Source organism: Streptomyces sp. BI87 (assembly GCF_025957665.1).
GTDB lineage: Bacteria > Actinomycetota > Actinomycetes > Streptomycetales > Streptomycetaceae > Streptomyces > Streptomyces albidoflavus.
In genome coordinates, this window is record NZ_CP110079.1 from 561,678 (window position 1) to 576,551 (window position 14,874).

Here is a 14,874-nt window from a genome sequence, read left to right on the forward strand (position 1 = left end):
GCCGGCGGCCCCTTCGTCGTGCCGGGGGCGGCCGTCCGGGGGTGTACGGATGCGAGGCGCGCGGATGCCGGCCAGCGTGGCTCTGCCGGACGACGGACACCGGCCTCGCGGCGGGAGAGCGGCCATGACGCGCCGGAAGCACGACGGAGGTGCCCGGAAGGTGGAGGTCTTCGAGGTGGCCTCCTGGGCCGAGCACCTGCGCCAGCACGACGCCCGCCTCACCGGCTACGACGCACAGCTGCTGACGGCGGCGCGCGGCCTGGCCGAGGGCGAGCCCGAGGTACGGCACCTGGTTCCCCCGGCCGGCGAGGCCGCTCGCCCGTAGGACGGCGTGCGCTGGCGGGCATCCGCCCGGGCCCTCAGGCTGGAGAGGGTGGGCGCCGGGCCTCCGGCGCCCGTACGGCCGATTTCCGAGGAGCGCCGGTATGAAGCAGAACGATCCCGCGTACGGCCCTGTCGTCTTCCGTGACAAGTCGGCCGGGTACGCGTTCCTGACCCGGTCGACGGCGACCAGCGACCGGACGATCGACTGGGACGACGGCAACACCTACCCGGTGATCGACGTCGAGATCTCCTCCGAGAGCCACCCCTTCTACACCGGCAAGGCCCGCACGGTGGACACCGAGGGCCGTGTCGCCCAGTTCGAACGCCGCTACGGCCGGGCCGACGGGTCGGCGCCGCAGGGGCCCGGAGCGTAGGGGCCGGGGACGTAGGGGCAAGGGGGCACGGGCCCGCCTCAGTCTCCGGAGCCGCCGGGCTCGTCGCGGTCGCGGCGGGCCCTGCTCGGCTGTACGCGGCGGGGTTCGCCCGGCATCTTGGGGTGGTCCGGCGGGTAGGGCAGGTCCTCCAGGCCGTGTTCGGCCGCGTCGCGGGCGGCCAGTTCCAGGAGGGGGTCGAGGCGGTAGGCGTGGTCGTCGATGTCGGCGTGCACGTCGCCGAGGGCGGCGTAGCGGTCCTGCATGGTGAGCAGGTCGAAGTCGTGGGGGTCGGCGTCGTCCAGTTCGTCCCAGCGCAGCGGGGCGGAGACCGGGGCGTGGGGCTTGCCTCGGACGGAGTAGGCGCCGGCGATGGTGCGGTCGCGGGCGGTCTGGTTGTAGTCGACGAAGATGCGCTCGCCGCGCTCCTCCTTCCACCAGGCCGTGGTGACCCGCTCCGGCATGCGGCGCTCGATCTCGCGGGCCAGCGCGATGGCGGCCCTGCGGACCTCCACGAAGGGCTCGACCGGCTCGATCGGGATGAAGACGTGCAGGCCGCGCCCGCCGGAGGTCTTGGGCCAGCCGCGCAGCCCGTACTCGTCGAGGATCGCGCGCAGGGTCTGGGCGGCGGCGACGGCGTCGCGGAAGTCCGTGCCGGGCTGCGGGTCGAGGTCGATGCGCAGCTCGTCGGGGTGTTCGGTGTCGGGGGCGCGCACCGGCCAGGGGTGGAAGGTGAGGCAGCCGAGGTTGACGGCCCACAGGACGGCGGCCGGGGAGTCGGGGCAGATCTCGTCGGCGTGGCGGCCGCTGGGGAAGGAGATGCGGGCGGTGTCCAGCCAGTCGGGCTTGTTCTTGGGCGCGCGCTTCTGGTAAAAGAACTCGCCGTCCACGCCGTCGGGGAAGCGCTGAAGGGTGGTGGGCCGCCGGCGCAGGGCGCGGGTGACGCCGCCCTGGACGGCGAGGAAGTACTCGGCCACGTCCAGCTTGGTGAAGCCGCGCTCGGGGAACCACATCTTGTCCGGGTGGGAGAGCCGCACGCTGTGCCCGTCGACCTCGAGTTGCACCGCTTCCGATCCCATGCGGCCACCGTAGGCCGCCAGCGGATATGCCGCATATCGGGCAGACTCGGGGTATGGACCTGCCGGTGATGCCCCCCGTGAAGCCGATGCTCGCCAAATCCGTGGCGCGGATCCCGCCGGGGATGCAGTACGAGGCGAAGTGGGACGGCTTCCGGGCCCTGGTCTTCCGGGACGGGCCGGAGCTGGAGCTCGGCAGCCGCACCGGCAAGACGCTCACCCGGTACTTCCCGGAGCTGGTGGCGGCGCTGCTGGAGCGGCTGCCCGAGCGGTGCGTGGTGGACGGGGAGATCGTGATGGCGCGGGACGGGCGGCTCGACTTCGAGCTGCTCTCCGAGCGCATCCACCCGGCCGCCTCCCGGGTGCGGATGCTGGCGGAGAAGAACCCGGCCTCCTTCATCGCCTTCGACCTGCTGGCCCTCGGCGACGAGGACCTGACCGCCCGCCCCCTCACCGAACGGCGGGCGCTGCTGGAGGAGGAGCTGGGTGAGGCCACCCCGCCGCTGCACGTGGCTCCCGCCACCCGCGACCCCGAGCTGGCGGAACGGTGGTTCGACCAGTTCGAGGGGGCAGGGCTGGACGGCGTGGTCGCCAAACCGCTGAACCTCGGCTACCGGCCGAACGAGCGCGTCATGTACAAGATCAAGCACGGCCGCACCGCCGACTGCGTGGTGGCCGGCTACCGCACCCACCGGGGTGGCACCGGCGTGGGCTCCCTGCTGCTGGGCCTCTACGACGACGCGGGCACCCTCCAGCACGTCGGCGTCTGCGCCGCCTTCACCGCCCGCCGGCGCACCGAGCTGGTCGCCGAACTGGAGCCGCTGCGGCTGGAGTCGGTGGCCGACCACCCGTGGGCGGCGTGGGGCGAGGCGGCCGCCCACGAGGAGGCCCGGCTGCCGGGCGCGCCGAGCCGCTGGTCGGGCACGAAGGACCTGTCGTGGGTCCCGCTGCGCCCGGAGCGTGTCTGCGAGGTCGGCTACGACCACATGGAGGGCACCCGCTTCCGCCACACCACCCAGTTCAAGCGCTGGCGCCCGGACCGCACCCCGGAGAGCTGCACGTACGCACAGCTCGCGGAGCCGGTCCGGTACGACCTGGGCGCGGTGCTCGGCGAGTCCGGCTGACCGGTCCCCGTCAGGCGAGGCCCAGTTCCCGGCCTTCGCCCAGCGGCACGAAGGCCTCGGCCACCGCTTCGTCCGTCACCGCGTCCAGCGTCGCGGGCACCCACTTGGGCGCCCGGTCCTTGTCGACCACCTGGGCCCGGACGCCCTCGGAGAGGTCGGGCCAGGTCAGCGCGTGCGCGGAGACCCGGTACTCCTGGTCGAGGACGGCTTCGAGGCTGGTCAGCGCGCGGGCCCTGCGCACGGCGGCGAGGGTGGTCTTGAGGGCGAGCGGCGAGCGGCCACGCACCGCCTCGGCGGTCTCCTTGGCATCCGGTTCACCCGACTCCTGGAGCCGCTCCAGCGCCTCTTCGACGGTCGACGCGGACCAGCAGGCGTCGATCCACCCGCGCTGGGCGGCGAGTTCACCCTCGGGGGCGGGGTGCGCCAGGCGGGCGACGGTCGTGGCGGCGTCCTCACCCACCGGGGCCTGGGCCAGCGCCTCGACCAGGGCGGGGAGTTCGGCGGACGGGACGTAGTGGTCGGCGAGCCCGCAGAGCAGCGCGTCGCCGGCACCGACGGGCCGGCCGGTGAGGGCCAGGTGGGTGCCGAGTTCGCCAGGGGCACGGGAGAGCAGGTAGGTCCCGCCGACATCCGGCACGAACCCGATCCCGGTCTCCGGCATGGCCACCAGCGACCTCTCGGTGACGACACGGACGCTCCCGTGGGCCGAGATCCCGACCCCGCCGCCCATGACGATGCCGTCCATCAGCGCGACGTACGGCTTGGGGTAGCGGGCGATCCGGGCGTTCAGCGTGTACTCGTCGCGCCAGAAGGCGAGCGGGGCGGTCAGCTCGCCGCGCAGGGCGTCCTCCCGGATGGCCCGCACGTCACCGCCCGCGCACAGCCCCCGCTCCCCCGCGCCGTCCACGACGACGGCGGTGACGGCCGGGTCGTGCTCCCAGGCGTCCAGCGCCTCGGCGATCCGCTCCACCATGGCGTGGTTGAGGGCGTTGAGAGCACGCGGCCGGTTGAGCGTGATCCGCCCGGCCCGCCCCTCGACCCGCACGCGTACCGCTTCCTCGGTCATCGCCGTCCCCTCTCCCGCTCAGCAGTGATCGACTCCACCCTAGGTGCTCGGGTGCCCGGGCAGAAGTGCCGGTCAGGGGGGTGCGTGGGGCATGGGGGGCGCACTGATGAAGGGGTTTCGCCCGTGCGGCGCGCGGGGAGAAAGCATGCTCATCCTGACGGGCCGGGGCCGCGGAAGAGGAGCGCGGGATGCGGGCGCTCACGGCGCTCACCCCCACCCCCTCCCCTCCCGCAGCACCTCCCGCGCCCGCGCCGCCAACGTGTCCGCCCCGCAAGCCCTGGCCAAGGTCAGCCCCCGCGTCAGCTCCCCCGCATCCCGAGCCGCGATACCGTACGCCACCCGCGCCTCCGCGTGCTCGTAAGCACACGGCGACGACTCCAGGTAAGCCACCGCTCGCGCCAGCAGACTCGTCGCCCGCTGCCCCGTTTCCAGGGCGGCCGCACACCGCAGGGCCTCTCCTATGGCGGTGTCGGTGCCGAAGCGTTCGGCCTGGCGGCGGGCGTCGGCGGCCAGTTCTGCGGCGCGGCGGGGGTCGCGTGGGGCGACGGCGCGGGCGAGGAGGTGTTGCCAGGGGGCCAGGACGGTGTTGTAGCGGTCGGTCTCGGCGGCGGCGTGGGAGGCGGATTCGAGTTCGTCGACGGCTTCCTTGGTGCGGCCCTGGGCGAGGAGGAGACGGCCGCGGACGGACTGGGCGTCGGGGAGGATCAGGATCGACGGGTAGGGCGGGCCGAAGTGGTAGCGGTCGGCGATCTCCTGGGCCTTGCCGTGGTGGCCGCGGCAGAGCAGCGTGTCGATGAGCATGCAGGCGGCGTCCCAGTGCATGGGCAGTTCCTCGCCGACGCGGTCTGCGAGCCTGAGGCTCTCACGCAGGAAGCCCTCGGCCTCGACCAGCCGGCCGCGCCGGCGGTGGACGTAGCCGACGAAGGCGTGGGCGATGGCGAGGTGGCCGCCGCTCCAGCCGGAGATCTCGTAGATGCGCAGGGCCTCGCCGAAGAGTGCCTCGGCGCGGTCGAGGCGGTCGGCGAAGAGGTAGCTGCCGCCGAGCATGATGAGGAGTTCGAAGCTCCACTCGGTGTCGGTCCAGCCGAGTCCCGGCGCGAGGCGGCCGTTGACGAGCGCGCGGTCGCAGAGTTCCACGACGAGTTCGGCGTTCTCGCCGCGGGTCATGGCGTCGAAGGCGCGGAGGATGAGCAGGGCCCGCTCGGAGTTGTCGCGGCCGGTGAGGGGCTGGGCGATCTCCCGCAGCACGCGGGAGCGTTCCAGGGCGTCGGCCTCGCCGGTGTGGATGCCCTCCCACATGTAGTGGACGGCCTGGAGCCGCATCCGGTCGGGTCCCGGTTCCAGCCGGGCGGCCTCGCGGCCGATGGTCTGCACCGCCTCGCTGACGTGACCGAGGTGGACGAGGGCCTGGGCGAGGCGGCAGACGGCGTCGGTGCGGGTGCTCGGTTCGAGGCCGTCCATGGCGAGGGCGGCGCGCAGGTGGGCGACGGTGCCGTTGGGTGAGGTGAGCAGGGCGGCGCAGCCCAGTTCGTAGAGGACGGTGGCGTGTGTCTCGGGGAGCGGGGGTTCGGCGAGTGCCCGTTCCAGACAGCGGTAGGCGGCCTCGGGGGCGCCGACGGCGAGGTGTTCGCGGGCGGCGCGGCGCAACTGGTCGACGATCTCGGGGTCGTCGTCGGGGTGGACCTCCAGCAGGTGGCGGGAGGCTTCGGCGGCGCTGCGGCCGGAGCGGGTGACGGCCCAGGCGGCCTGTCCGTGCAGGGCGGTGCGGGCGGCCGCGGGGACGGACTGGTAGACGGCGGTGGCGATGAGCGGGTGGACGAACTCCAGGGCGTCGTCGGCGCCGGTGAGGATGCGGGCCTCGCGCAGCAGGCGGGCACAGTGGGCGGCGTCCTCCCTGCCGAGCCCGGTGAGTTCGGCGGCGAGCCGCAGGGTGATGTTGGTGCCGAGGACGGCGGCGGACCAGGCGAGCTTGGTGGCGTCGGTGCCGAGCCCTTCGAGGGTGGCGACCAGGCCGCGGCCGCGCGCCTTGGCGTTGAGTTCGCGCAGGGCGGCGGCGGTCGACTCGACCGGTTCCATCCCGGCGGCGCCGACCTTGGCGAGGAGTTCGACGGTCTCGTACGGGTTGCCGCCGGTGACGGCCCAGACCTCCCGGCAGAACGGGTCGTCGGCGCCCTCGCCGAGGGTGGCGCGGGTCAGGCCGGCGGTGGCGTCGGGGGTGAAGGCGGTGAGGGTGGCGAGGCTGGTACCGGGGCGCGCGGCCCGGCCGACGGTCTCCAGGTGGCGGGCGCTGTCGCCGGTCGCCTCGCCGTCCCGGTGGGCGACGACGAGCAGGACGGGCAGGTCGTCGAGGCGCTGGGCGAAGGCGGCGAGCCAGCGCAGGGACTCCTGGTCGGCCCAGTGGGCGTCGTCGATGATGAGGATGAGCGGCCAGTGGAGCATCACCAGGCGGCTGACGGCGGCGACCAGTCCGTCGACGACGCCCTGCGGGTCGACCTGCCGGCCGCCGGGCTGGGCGATGCCGAGGGCGGGACCGGCGATCTCGTACCAGTCACCGAGGTACTCGCGGGCCTCGACGGGGCCGAGGGAGACCAGGGCGGGCTGGAGGAGCTGGCGGACGACGTGGAAGGGGACGGAGGTGACGGTCTCGCCGCCACGTGCCGTCCAGACGGTGCAGCGGCCGGCGGCGACCCGCTCGACCTCGCCGAGCACCGCGGTCTTGCCGATGCCCGCCTCGCCGGTGAAGACGAGCAGGCCGCCGGTGTCGTGTCCCTCGCAGAGCCCGTCGACCGCGGCGGTGACGGCGGCCAGTTCCGCGTCCCGTTCCCAGAGTGTTCCGGACGGTACGGCCTGGGCGTTCCCCTCTGCCATGCCGCTCCTCCCCCGTCAGTTCGCGGTCCGGCGCCCGGACCTGGCTGCGCTGCGGCTCCGAGCGTAGCCAACGCGGCTCCCGCGCGGTGCACACTCCGTGCGTTCCCTGGTGCGCGGGGTGAGAATCCCGGGGTGACAACGGGGAGATACGTCCGATTACGGACGCCGGGCCGGCGGTGCGGACGAGAAGGCCGCGCCGGGGCGCCCGAGTTCGGGTCCGCCCCCTCTCATGACTCCCTCACTCCGGGCTCTTACTGTGGCGCCCATGACACAGGTGACTCCCCCCGGCTGGTACCCCGATCCCGGCCATGAAGGTGACGGCCCCCGCCAGGAACGGTGGTGGGACGGCGGACGGTGGACGGACAGCCTCCGCCCGGCGGGCGGCCCCGGGGCGCCCGGCCCCCAGGCCGCGCCCGGCTGGGGCGGCCCGGCCCCCTGGGCCCACGGGCAGCCGTACGCCCCGCCGCCGAAGTCGCGGCGGACGGCCCGGACGGTGGTCGCGGCGGTGGTGGGCCTGGTGGTGCTCGCCGGCATCGGCGGCGGGGTGTACGCGCTGACCCAGGACCGGGCGGACGACCGGGCCGGGAGCGCCCACGAGGACACCGAGGAGCGCGGGGCGCCCGGCGAGGGCGCGGCGGACGCGGCGACCGACGGGGCGAGCGGGATCAGCCTGCCGGTGCTGGAGGGGTGGACCGGCGCGTCCGGGGAGGCGGGGGCGCAGGTGACGACCCGTCCGTACCCGTGCCCGGGTTCGCCGGAGCAGACCTGTGTGCGCAGCGGGGCCTTCTCCATGCCCGCCCAGGTGGTGGGGCTGAAGGAGAAGACGGCGCGCGCCACGGCGGAGGCCGACATCGAGGCCAACACCGAGGAGGCGTACGGCGGGGGGACGTACGGGAAGATCACCTCGCAGGAGGAGGTGGCGGCGAAGGCGGTGACGGTGGCCGGGCAGCGCGGGTACCTGGTGCGCTGGAAGGTGGAGACCGCCTCGGGTGTGGAGGGGTACGTGCAGTCGCTGGCGTTCCCCTCGCCGGCCTCGCCGGAGCTGATGGTGCTGGTCCGCTTCGGCCTGGACGACCATCCCAAGGCCCCGAAGCCGACCGTGCTGGACCAGATACCCCGGGCGATACAGAAGGCGGAACTGGGGACGGGGCCCGGCCGCGAGGTCTGAACGGGCCGCGCCGCCCCGGACGCCGGTGTGCGGGCTGCCGGGCGGGGCTCCCTCCGCTCAGAGGAGTCCCCACCCGGTCCCGCGGCGCGCCGCACCCGTCCCCACGGAGCGGCGCCTCGGGCCGCCGTCCCTCATCCGCGGGGACGGCGGCCCCGTCTCAACTCCCGCCCGCCGCGGCGGCTTCGGCCGGGGCTTCGAGGCCCAGCGCGGGCAGGATACAGACGTCGACAAAGCGCTGAAGGTACGCGGTGTCCTCGGCCGGATGGGGCCTGCGGCCCTCCAGGACGGGCCGGACCCGCAGGACGCCGAAGATCTGCGCGGCGACGAACTCCCGCGCGGGGTGCCCGGCAGGGATCTCCCCGCGCTCCTCGGCCCGGTCGAGCATGGAGTCGACCATGCTGATCTCGGGGTGGATCAGCGCTTCGCGCAGCGCCTGCCGGAGATCCTCGTCCTGGAGGACGGCGTGGGCCAGCGCCTGCACCAGGAGGCTGTCGCGGTCGCCGCGCTCGGCCCCGGCGCGCGCGGCCTCGCGGAGGTCCCCGGCGAGTGAGCCGGTGTCGATCCCGGAGAACCGGACGCAGCGCTGGGCACGCAGGGCGGCGGCGACGAGCTGGGGCTTGCTGCCCCACTGGCGGTAGAGGGTCGACTTGCCGCACCGGGTGCGGGCTGCCACGCCCTCCATGGTCAGCGCCTCGTACCCGCCTTCGCGGAGCAGGTCGAGGACGGCCTCGTACAGCTCGTGCTCGCGCTCGGGGGTGATCTTGGAGCGGGGGGAGGAGAGCCCGCTGCGCTCTTCACTCTGCGACGTCATGCGTCAACCCTCTCGCTTCGCGGTGGCGGGCGGCCGCCGGACGGCCCGGGAAGATCCTTTTCCGGCCACACAGCCCATCGATACGCCAGTGTACCGATACGGAGTCGTATCGGTACACTGGCGTATCGATCCGGCCGCCGTTCCGACCGCATCCGCCGACCGCACCACATCCACACCTTCAGCAAAGGGGCCGGGGCATGAAAGCCCGTTCCGCGCCTGCCGCGGAGGACCGGCCGGACCTCGCGTCCCGGCCGCCGCTCGTCCGCGAACTCCTCCTCGTCGCCGGACTCTTCCTCGTCTACAAGTGCGGCCGCCTGCTCGCCGCCGGCGAGAGCGCCACCGCCTTCCACCACGCCGACGGCGTCTGGCACGCGGAACGCGCGCTGGGCCTGCCCGACGAGGGCACCGTGCAGAGCCTGCTGCTGCACAGCGACACCCTGGTACGGATCGCCAACACGTACTACGCCACCGTGCACTTCCCGGCCACCGCCCTCTTCCTGGTCTGGCTGTACTGGCGCAGGCCGCGCCACTACCTGTGGTCCCGGCGGGTCCTCGCGGTCCTGACGGGCGCGGCCCTCGTCCTGCACCTGCTGGTCCCGCTCGCACCGCCCCGGATGCTGGAGGCGGCCGGGCTCGTCGACACCGGCCAGGTCTACGGCCCGACGGTGTACGGCGCGGCGCCGGAGGCCGATCCGCTGGCCAACCAGTTCGCGGCGATGCCCTCGCTGCACTTCGGCTGGGCCCTGATGGTCGCGGTCGGCCTGATCGCGGCGACCCGCTCCCGGTGGCGGTACCTGTGGCTGCTCCACCCCGCGCTGACCCTGCTCGTGGTGGTCGGCACCGCCAACCACTACTGGCTCGACGCGCTGGCCGCCACCGGCCTCCTCGCCGCCGCCCTGGCCACCGTCCGGCTCGCGGAGACGGCAGCCTCCCGGGGGCATCACCTGCTCGGCCACGCACCGCTGCCGGGCGGCCGGCGGTGAGCGGCGACCTGGCCGTCGCGGTCGCCGTCTCCCTGGTCTCCGCCCTCGCCTACGCCGCGGCAGCCGTGGCCCAGGAACGCCTTGCCGCCCGTACCGCGGCGGACGCCTCCCGGGGCCTGGTCCGGCTGGTGACCGCCGGTGCCTGGTGGGGCGCGGTCGGCCTCAACGCCGCCGGGGCCCTGCTGCACGTGGTCGCGCTGCGGTTCGGCCCGCTCACCCTGGTCCAGCCGCTGGGCGCGTTCACCCTGGTCGCGGCGGTCCCACTCGGCGCACGGTACGCGGGCCGCCGGGTGGCCCGGCTCGAATGGCGCGGGGCGCTGCTCACCCTCGGCGGTCTGGGCCTGCTGATGTACGCGGCCTCCGGGCCCGCCCCCGAGGACAGCCTCACCCTGACCGAGGCACTGGCGGTCGGCGCCGCGACCCTGCTGCTGATCGGCGCGCTCGGGCGCCGGGGCCGGGCCCCGGGGCTGCGCCACGCCACCGCCTCGGGGATCGCCTCCGGCATCGCCTCGGCACTCACCCAGACCGCGACCGTCGCCCTGGCCGCCCCGGGCAAGGCGGCACCGCCGGTGCTCCAGACGGTCCTGGTCGCCCTGCTCGTCGCCGCCTTCGCCTCGGCCGGGCTGCTGCTGGCCCAGACCGCCTACCGCTCCGGCCTCGGAGCGCCCCTGGCCGTCGTCACCCTGACCAATCCGCTGGCCGCCTCGGTCGTCGGCCTCACCCTCCTCGGCGAACGGCTCCACGGCGGGGCGGCCGGGATACTGCCCGCGCTCGCGGGGGCGCTGGTCGCCGGGGCGGGCGTGGCGGCGCTGAGCCGGGCGGCGGCGCGGGGCGCGCGGGAGCCGCGCGAGCCGGAGCCCCAGGCGGGCCCGGTCGAGGTGCTGGCGCCGGGCGTCTCCGCTCGGCCGACCTGACGGCCTCGACGGATCACGTGGTGGGGCCGGGCGCGGAGGGGCGCCTGGCCGTGTCCCGCCGGGCGACGGCCTCCGCCACCTCGTCGAGGGCGGTGCGCAGGGTGTCCCCGTAGGCGTCCTGCGGGAGCTCGGGGGCGTACTCCCTGGCCGCGTCGAGGTGCTCGGCGGCCGCGTCGAACGAGCCGAGCCGGCGGTAGTTGTCGGCCAGGTTGAGGTGGAGGGACGGGTAGAACCCGGCGATGTGGAGCCCGGCGTGGTGCTCCTGGACGCGCTGCTCGGTCACGGCGTCGGCGGCGTCCAGGGCCCGGACGTCCCAGGCGAGGGCCTGAGCGGGATCGTCGTGGAGATCGGCCAGGTAGTGGGCGAGGGAACAGCGGTGCAGCGGGTCCCCGGTGACGCCGATCTCCGACCAGAGCTCCAGGAGCCGGCGTCGGGCGGAACGCGTGTCGCCCGCCCTGCCCGCGACAACGGCTTGGCCTATGGCGTCCATGGTCGGGTCGGTATCGGCGGAGGCGGTGGTGGTGGTGGCGGCGGTGCTCATGAGGTCTTTCGTCGTCCTTGTCATGGGAGGGGGTTGCCGGGGTCGTCGCTGTCAGGCCCCGGATGATCGCGGGCGACCGGCATGGCCAGGGTGGTGAGGTCGCCGCGGTCGGCGGAGCGGATGGTGACGGGCTGGTCGTGGCCTCTCAGGTCGAGCATCACGTCAGGGCCGATCGCCGTGCTCAGGGCGGGGTAGAGCGTGGTCGTCCCGAACCGGATCTCCAGGGGCTCGCCCCGCACGGTGGCGGCGACCGGGATGCCCGGGTGGCCGTCGCCCGGGAGCCCGACGGTCACCTCGTGGCCGGAGACGCACAGGGTGACGTGGTCACCGGGGTGTTCCTCCAGGGCGCGCAGCAGCGGCCCCTTCGCGAGCGTCGCGCGGGTGGTGACCTCGCCGAGCGACGCGAACAGCTGCCGGCGGTCGGGGAACTCCACGGGCAGCGTCCGGCAGTGGCGGTCCTCCCGTCCGGGCATCCGCAGCCAGATCCCGTGCGGCACCGCCTCGACGCGGACCAGCGGGCTGCGGCGGAGCTCGGGGGCGGCGGGCCGCAGGTCGCCGCCGTCGACCGTGCCGGTCCAGGTCTGTTCCGCCGGGCGCGCCGGCGCCAGGGTCCGGGTGGAGAGCCGGTACCGGTCGGTCGCCGTGAGGGCGAGCGCCTCGCCGTTCGCCTCGATGTGGAGGCCGCCGAGCACCGCCAGCCCCGGCTCGTGCGCGGTGGCCGTCAGCACCTGCTCGACCGCGTCCGCCAGTACGGGGCCCTTCACCGTGGCGATCAGCAGGCCGGGCGGGTCGCCGCCGAGCGCGGCCCGGACGACCGCGGCCTTCTGCCGGGCCGCCCCCGCGTCCTCCTCGATCCTCGCGAGATGCTCGTCGAGCAGCCGGGCCGCTTCCTCGGCACTGGCCCCGAGGACCGCCTCGACGCCGGTGAGCGGCATGGCGATCTCCCGGAGCCGGCGCAGGGTCCGGGCCCGCTCCACCTGGGCGGGGTCGTAGAAGCGGTAGCCGGTGACGGGGTCCACCTCGGCCGGGGGCAGCAGCCCGGAGTCGGCGTAGAAGCGCAGAGCGCTGGAGGTCAGGCCGGTGCGGCGGGCGAAGGCCCCGATCGGCATCAGGTCGGATCTGGTCACGCCGCCATCATTGGGCTTCGACCAACCTGAAGGTCAACAGCGACGCGGGACGTCGGCGGCACACGCCCAGAAAGCTCCGGGAACCGTGCGCCGGCGCCCCAACCCCGACCTCCCGGACACGTTTTGGGGGTCTGTCACCTTCTTCAATAAGATCCGCCGATGATCACAACAAGACGGGCAGCGGTTGTGGTGGCCGCGCTGCTGGCGGTGGTGGCGGGGGCTCTCCCCGCCGCGTCGACAGCGGCCGCGGCCACCACCGCCGACGGGCCCACCGCACGTCCCGCGCCCAAGGTCGAGCTGGTGCTCGACGTGAGCGGTTCCATGAAGACCCGCGACATCGACGGGCAGTCCCGCATGTCGGCGGCGAAGCAGGCGTTCAACGACGTCATCGACGCGGTGCCCGAGGAGGTCGAGCTCGGCATCCGCACCCTGGGCGCCGACTACCCGGGCGAGGACAAGGCGCGCGGCTGCAAGGACACCCGGCAGCTCTACCCGGTCGGGCCGATCGACCGTACCGAGGCCAAAACGGCGGTGGCGACGCTCAGCCCCACCGGCTGGACCCCGATAGGCCCGGCACTGCTCGGCGCCGCCGACGACCTGGACGGCGACGAGGGCGGCAGCCGCCGCATCGTGCTGATCAGTGACGGCGAGGACACCTGCGGCCCCCTCGACCCGTGCGAGGTGGCGCGGGAGATCGCGGCCAAGGGCGTCGACCTGGTCATCGACACGCTCGGCCTGGTGCCCAACGCCAAGATCCGCCAGCAGCTCTCCTGCATCGCGGAGGCGACCGGCGGCACCTACACCGCCGTGCAGCACAAGGAGGACCTCTCCGACAAGGTGAAGCAGCTGGTGGACCGCGCGGCCGACCCGGTGGTCACGCCGGTGCCGGTCGAGGGCGCCGCGGCCTGCGCCGACGCGCCGAAGATCGAGCCGGGTCTGTACACCGACCGCCAGCCGCTCGGCACCCACCGCTGGTACCGGGTGGACGTGCTGCCCGGCCAGGAGCTGCGCGCCTCGGTGAGTGTGGCGGCCGACCGCCCGCTCGCCGACGACTACGGCGTGCTGCTGCGCGCGGTGACCGCGCACGGGCGCGAGCTGGTACGCGGCTCGGAGGCGGGCAGCGGCCGGACCGACGTGATCTCGTCCGGTCTGCGCCACCCGGAGCGGGAGCGGGAGGACGCCGACACCGACAAGCCGGCCGCGACCCCGGTCTGCCTGGAGGTCAGCAACTCCTTCGCCCCGGCCTCCGCCAAGGCCGCCGACGCCTCGGCGCCGGGGATGCCGCTGGAGCTGACGGTCGACGTGGTCGACGGCCCGTCCGACGCCTCGGACACCGCCGCCTTCGGGCTGGGCCGTGGCTGGTGGCTGCTGGGCGTGCTGGTGCTCGCCGGGTTCCTCGGCGGTCTGATCTTCGGCTGGCTGTCGCGCTGGCGCTTCGCCGTCTGGAGGACCCACTGATGCGTACCGCTCTTCGCAGCTCCCACCCCGCGCCGTCCCGGCGCCGGCGCGGGCGCGTCGCCGTGGGGGCCGCCCTCGTCGCGGCGGCGCTGTTCACCGCGGCGCCCCCGGCCCTCGCCGACACCTCGCCCTCGCCCTCCGCCTCGCAGGACGAGGAGGCCGAGGCCGGTCCGACCGAGGCGGGCACCGCGTTCCGCACGGCGGCGCGGCTCGCGCAGGGGCAGCGCGGCACCGCCTCCGCCTCGACCGGTGACTACCTCTACTGGGTCTTCCCGGCCGACACTGGCCAGCGACCGACGGTGCGGGCGACCGTGTCGCTCCCCGCCGAACAGGCCCGGCAGGGGGCCTCCACCTGGCGGATCGACGTCTACGACGGGCTCCGCCGCCGCCAGCCGTGCACCTACGGTCTCCAGGAGCGGCGGGCCGCCGAGGACGCCGCCGAGGTGCGGCTGACCTGCACGCTGCGTACCGTGCGGGCCTTCTCGGAGCCGTGGGCCAACGACCCGCTGCCCGGGGCGTACTACGTCCGGCTGACCGTCTCGCGGCTCGCCGCCGACGACCTGGGTCGGCCGTTCCGGGCCGAGGTGGCGGTCGACTCCCGGGAGACCGGCGGCTCCACGGCCGTCGGCGGGAAGCTCTCGCAGCCGCTGACGCCGGGCATCTCGGCGGTCTCCGGCGAGGAGCAGGCCGACGAGGAGACGGGCGGGGAGGACGGTGCCGAGCAGGCGCCGCGTCCGGCGGCGCTCGCCGAGCCGGAGGGCGGCTGGTCCTCCGGCTGGTGGACCGACCGGTGGCTGTGGACGGCCGGGGGTGCCGTACTGGCCGCCCTCGCCGGCGTCTTCGGCTACACCCTGACCCGCGGCAGCGGGCGTCCCGGCCGGGTGCCGCCCGGCGCCTGACGGGCCGACGGCTCCGCGCGTCCCCGGCCGGGCGGCGCGCGGAGCCGCCCCCGGCGCACGGTGGTGAACTCCCCCGTCACCCCTGGCCAGGGCGTGCGGGGCGCTGTAGGTTGCCGAGCCGGCCATCCGTCAGGTACGGGCCCC

At 74.9% G+C, this 14,874-nt stretch carries 14 protein-coding genes; 8 read left to right on the top strand and 6 right to left on the bottom strand.

Translation table 11 applies throughout. The features are described from left to right. Positions 1 to 124 precede the first annotated feature (124 nt). Entirely contained in the window at positions 125 to 325 is a 201-nt protein-coding gene (locus OIM89_RS02350; protein ID WP_030694928.1) for an MFS transporter, read from the top strand. A 100-nt stretch (positions 326 to 425) separates the two neighbouring features. Beyond that, complete coding sequence (locus OIM89_RS02355; protein WP_003952031.1) at positions 426 to 698, top strand: type B 50S ribosomal protein L31; 273 nt, start codon at positions 426 to 428, stop codon at positions 696 to 698. A gap of 38 nt (positions 699 to 736) precedes the next feature. On the opposite strand, the gene ligD is transcribed toward OIM89_RS02355, so the two are convergent. After that, positions 737 to 1,774: a non-homologous end-joining DNA ligase gene (gene ligD, locus OIM89_RS02360; RefSeq protein ID WP_264490933.1), complete on the bottom strand. Its 1,038-nt coding sequence runs from the start codon at positions 1,772 to 1,774 to the stop codon at positions 737 to 739. 53 nt (positions 1,775 to 1,827) lie between these two features. Here ligD and OIM89_RS02365 point away from each other — a divergent pair, with 53 nt between their 5' ends. Further along, a complete protein-coding gene (locus OIM89_RS02365; protein WP_030694926.1) occupies positions 1,828 to 2,895 on the top strand; it encodes an ATP-dependent DNA ligase in 1,068 nt (355 codons plus the stop codon). A 10-nt stretch (positions 2,896 to 2,905) separates the two neighbouring features. On the opposite strand, the gene OIM89_RS02370 is transcribed toward OIM89_RS02365, so the two are convergent. Beyond that, positions 2,906 to 3,961: an enoyl-CoA hydratase/isomerase family protein gene (locus tag OIM89_RS02370; RefSeq protein ID WP_264490934.1), complete on the bottom strand. Its 1,056-nt coding sequence runs from the start codon at positions 3,959 to 3,961 to the stop codon at positions 2,906 to 2,908. A 207-nt stretch (positions 3,962 to 4,168) separates the two neighbouring features. Beyond that, complete coding sequence (locus OIM89_RS02375) at positions 4,169 to 6,829, bottom strand: ATP-binding protein (protein ID WP_047466595.1); 2,661 nt, start codon at positions 6,827 to 6,829, stop codon at positions 4,169 to 4,171. A 265-nt stretch (positions 6,830 to 7,094) separates the two neighbouring features. Between OIM89_RS02375 and OIM89_RS02380 the strand changes: the two genes are divergently transcribed. Further along, positions 7,095 to 7,997, top strand: a complete 903-nt coding sequence (locus OIM89_RS02380; protein ID WP_217685081.1) for a DUF2510 domain-containing protein — start codon at positions 7,095 to 7,097, stop codon at positions 7,995 to 7,997. A gap of 157 nt (positions 7,998 to 8,154) precedes the next feature. Here OIM89_RS02380 and OIM89_RS02385 read toward each other — a convergent pair whose 3' ends face one another. Next, positions 8,155 to 8,808, bottom strand: coding sequence for a TetR/AcrR family transcriptional regulator (locus tag OIM89_RS02385; RefSeq protein ID WP_030694922.1), 654 nt, complete (start codon positions 8,806 to 8,808; stop codon positions 8,155 to 8,157). Positions 8,809 to 9,005: 197 nt separating this feature from the next. Here OIM89_RS02385 and OIM89_RS02390 point away from each other — a divergent pair, with 197 nt between their 5' ends. Together OIM89_RS02390 and OIM89_RS02395 are read left to right on the top strand one after the other, a co-directional pair. After that, the gene (locus OIM89_RS02390; RefSeq protein ID WP_030694921.1) at positions 9,006 to 9,791 is read left to right on the top strand and encodes a phosphatase PAP2 family protein; all 786 of its coding nucleotides are present in this window, start codon (positions 9,006 to 9,008) and stop codon (positions 9,789 to 9,791) included. Next, entirely contained in the window at positions 9,788 to 10,705 is a 918-nt protein-coding gene (locus OIM89_RS02395) for a DMT family transporter (RefSeq protein ID WP_264490935.1), read from the top strand. The genes OIM89_RS02390 and OIM89_RS02395 overlap by 4 nt, the downstream gene beginning before the upstream one ends. A gap of 13 nt (positions 10,706 to 10,718) precedes the next feature. Here OIM89_RS02395 and OIM89_RS02400 read toward each other — a convergent pair whose 3' ends face one another. Both OIM89_RS02400 and OIM89_RS02405 read right to left on the bottom strand, forming a co-directional pair. Then, positions 10,719 to 11,246, bottom strand: a complete 528-nt coding sequence (locus OIM89_RS02400; protein ID WP_030694919.1) for a hypothetical protein — start codon at positions 11,244 to 11,246, stop codon at positions 10,719 to 10,721. A 20-nt stretch (positions 11,247 to 11,266) separates the two neighbouring features. After that, a complete protein-coding gene (locus tag OIM89_RS02405) occupies positions 11,267 to 12,373 on the bottom strand; it encodes a MerR family transcriptional regulator (RefSeq protein ID WP_264490936.1) in 1,107 nt (368 codons plus the stop codon). Positions 12,374 to 12,532: 159 nt separating this feature from the next. On the opposite strand from OIM89_RS02405, the gene OIM89_RS02410 reads away from it, so the two are divergent. Then, a complete protein-coding gene (locus tag OIM89_RS02410) occupies positions 12,533 to 13,831 on the top strand; it encodes a VWA domain-containing protein (RefSeq protein WP_151167568.1) in 1,299 nt (432 codons plus the stop codon). Next, on the top strand, positions 13,831 to 14,730 hold the full coding sequence (locus OIM89_RS02415) for a hypothetical protein (RefSeq protein WP_175457035.1): 900 nt from the start codon (positions 13,831 to 13,833) through the stop codon (positions 14,728 to 14,730). Before OIM89_RS02410 ends, OIM89_RS02415 begins: the two co-directional genes overlap by 1 nt. The last annotated feature ends 144 nt before the right edge of the window (positions 14,731 to 14,874 follow it).

Excerpts from the sequence above, each read along its gene's own strand:
- OIM89_RS02410 (WP_151167568.1), top strand. The coding sequence starts at position 12,533 with ATGATCACAACAAGACGGGCAGCGGTTGTGGTGGCCGCGCTGCTGGCG.
- OIM89_RS02380 (WP_217685081.1), top strand. The coding sequence starts at position 7,095 with ATGACACAGGTGACTCCCCCCGGCTGGTACCCCGATCCCGGCCATGAA.
- OIM89_RS02415 (WP_175457035.1), top strand. The coding sequence starts at position 13,831 with ATGCGTACCGCTCTTCGCAGCTCCCACCCCGCGCCGTCCCGGCGCCGG.
- OIM89_RS02365 (WP_030694926.1), top strand. The coding sequence starts at position 1,828 with ATGGACCTGCCGGTGATGCCCCCCGTGAAGCCGATGCTCGCCAAATCC.
- OIM89_RS02375 (WP_047466595.1), bottom strand. The coding sequence starts at position 6,829 with ATGGCAGAGGGGAACGCCCAGGCCGTACCGTCCGGAACACTCTGGGAA.
- OIM89_RS02370 (WP_264490934.1), bottom strand. The coding sequence starts at position 3,961 with ATGACCGAGGAAGCGGTACGCGTGCGGGTCGAGGGGCGGGCCGGGCGG.
- OIM89_RS02385 (WP_030694922.1), bottom strand. The coding sequence starts at position 8,808 with ATGACGTCGCAGAGTGAAGAGCGCAGCGGGCTCTCCTCCCCCCGCTCC.
- OIM89_RS02390 (WP_030694921.1), top strand. The coding sequence starts at position 9,006 with ATGAAAGCCCGTTCCGCGCCTGCCGCGGAGGACCGGCCGGACCTCGCG.
- OIM89_RS02350 (WP_030694928.1), top strand. The coding sequence starts at position 125 with ATGACGCGCCGGAAGCACGACGGAGGTGCCCGGAAGGTGGAGGTCTTC.
- OIM89_RS02400 (WP_030694919.1), bottom strand. The coding sequence starts at position 11,246 with ATGAGCACCGCCGCCACCACCACCACCGCCTCCGCCGATACCGACCCG.
- ligD (WP_264490933.1), bottom strand. The coding sequence starts at position 1,774 with ATGGGATCGGAAGCGGTGCAACTCGAGGTCGACGGGCACAGCGTGCGG.
- OIM89_RS02355 (WP_003952031.1), top strand. The coding sequence starts at position 426 with ATGAAGCAGAACGATCCCGCGTACGGCCCTGTCGTCTTCCGTGACAAG.